Below are 2,607 nucleotides of genomic sequence, written 5' to 3'. Positions count from 1 at the left end.
TTCTAGTACCTTGAGTTGTACGTTCTAATGTTTCAGGTGGTGAAATTATATTATTTCTGAATAGAAATTCTTTATATTGATTTTGTGATAACTTAACTCTTAAATATACAAAACCTGCTACCCCTTTATATTGGGATGGAAAATCAACAAATCGTTTTGTATCTTCAGCAGTTAAATAAATTTCTAAACCAGGTATATTTAAAGCAGCCAATTTATTTATGCTCTTAGGTGGTGTTTCCCACATTTCACCATATGTTTTATGGTAGCTCCAACCCACAGATACTTTATTAGTAAACACATCCACATTTCTAGAAAATATCATTGTATTACGGCCAAATGATGATCTAGTTAATACTTGTCTGACAACACCATTTATATCACCTGGCAAAACATCAAAAAACCATCCGTATCCTCTCCACTCTTTACTTAAAGGAAAGTCTTTAATATTCAATGTATCTCCAGTGTACATATAATAGTGGCCAATTTCTGTTACATTACTTAACTTACTAAATCCTTGTGCAGGTAAAGGTTTGGCTCTACCACCTGTATCAGTCATTAATACGGGCGTCGCTCTATTTTTCAAGCTATCATTTAAATCTCTTTGTGCAATTGAATGTATTTCATGATGTCTGTTGTTTCCTGGACCAGTAGTTACGCCTAGTAATAATGCTTTTTTACCAGTATCTTCATCATAATACATAGCCATACCTTCTGCTTCTTGGAAATCACCTACATAGTTTCCATCAATACCACCAATGGTAACTATTCGTTTCCATAAATGTTTACCATTTTTAACATCAAATGCATGTAAATAGTTAGGTATTTTAGGATTACTATCGCCCGTATACCAATAAAGAATTCCATCATCATAAGTAACACCTTGCATAGGCTGTGTTGCGCTTGTATATTCGTCTGGAATATCAAATTTATACAATACTTTGTCTACATTATTATCAATATCATTAATGCTTCTAATTTCAATAAAATTCAATGATTTCTTATCTTTAGACTCTTGTTGTGTATATTCTCGTCTGAAAATCATTAACTTCTCTTTAGAATTATATATAGCACTTGTATAACGATTATTAAATACATGAGGCATAACGTCTTGCATTTGTTCATCTTCATAATTAATTTCCCCAGTTTTATATTTAAAGCGTACAAATTTATTTTTCTTATTAGCACTTAGAACAGCCGAATAAATCCATAACTCTCCTTTAATATATCTATAAGCATTATGTGTGCCATGACCACCATTTTTTACTAATAGTCTATCTATAAATTGGCCATTAGGTTTGAGTCTACTCAACATATAATGTCCACCTGGTCTAGCTTGTGTCATATATATAATATGCGTTCTATAATCTAACCAAAAACTTTGCATTACTGCATTAGTTCTAGGTGATAAATCAGTAATGAACTGCATTTCTTGATTTAGTGGATCAAAACGATATTCTGCATTTAAAAATTCTTCATGGTTCTGTTTTGTTTCTTCCGTAAGTTCAGATATTAACTTTGTATAATATAAATTTTCATGTCTAAGTCTTTCATGCAGTGTTGGATGAACAACACCTTGATTATCAACTCGTGCATCCTTTACTTCATTAATTCCGTCTCCGTTATGCCCTAAAACTAAATTATTTAACCTAGCTACTAAATATTTATAAAAATCTGCAATACTTTGTCTTTGATAAATAATCTGGTCGGCATTATGTGCTTTCTTATCTGTCTTACCGTGTGCATACATATATAAATTAACGTTTTGCATAAAACGGTTTAACTTTTGATAGTTAAATTCATGTTGGTTTATATACTTTTCATTAAATACAGCATGTAAACTTGTTATTAATTTCTCTGTCACTAAAAGCCCCTCCTTTAGTCGTAAAAGTAATGATAATTTTTAATCAACTCATACATGATAACTTCGTGTGCTAATTCATTCGGATGTAGTCCATCAGGCATGTTTTTCGCTCTATATGCAGGATTATATGGATCTATTAAGTCAGTATGGTATGCGTCATATACAGGAATGTTTAATTCTGTACAAGCTGAAATATGAGTATTTACATAATCTTCTAAAACTAAACCAAGTTTATTTTTATCAGTATCTCTGCGTCTTATTCTTGTTCCATCAACAGGACATTGTCTTGTTGGCGTCATAGAAAGAATTTTGCCATTTGAATTATTTTTTTTAATCGCCATTACTGCTTGATAAAAAGCTCCATAATAAGTTTTCAAATCATTTTTATCTTCACCTAGAGGTATGCCTCCATTACATAGCCAATCATCATCGGTTCCTTGAATAATTATTAAATCGGTATTTGTAATTTTTAAAGCTTGTTCATAGATACTGTGAGCACGATTCATAGACATAGTAGCTGCACCCACAGCACCATTAATTACTTTAGCACCTATTTTCTTAGCAAGCATTTGTCCGAAGTTTTCTTTTGCACCAGAACCTTTTGCTACCGAATCTCCAATAACATAAATAGACTTCACATTCCTTATACTTGAAACAGATGTGAAGTCTATCATTATAGTGCAATTTTTGTTTACATCGTTTTACCAATTAACTCAGGTTTTGGTTTATTCAACTCAACTAAATAG

At 31.5% G+C, this 2,607-nt stretch carries 1 protein-coding gene and 1 pseudogene; both read right to left on the bottom strand.

Annotated elements, in window-relative coordinates; genetic code table 11:
* A partial coding sequence (locus tag ACF91D_RS29775) for a phage baseplate protein (RefSeq protein ID WP_392438324.1) occupies positions 1–1,861 on the bottom strand: 1,861 nt, incomplete at its 3' end.
* A gap of 14 nt (positions 1,862–1,875) precedes the next feature.
* Positions 1,876–2,547, bottom strand: a pseudogene (locus tag ACF91D_RS29770) (SGNH/GDSL hydrolase family protein); the annotation flags it as partial.
* Positions 2,548–2,607 lie beyond the last annotated feature (60 nt).

It is taken from the genome of Staphylococcus sp. 231237_7MaSpsaltlick (assembly GCF_043107035.1).
The sequence above is the reverse complement of the archived record's forward strand: the minus strand, read 5'-3'. Positions and strand labels throughout refer to the sequence as shown.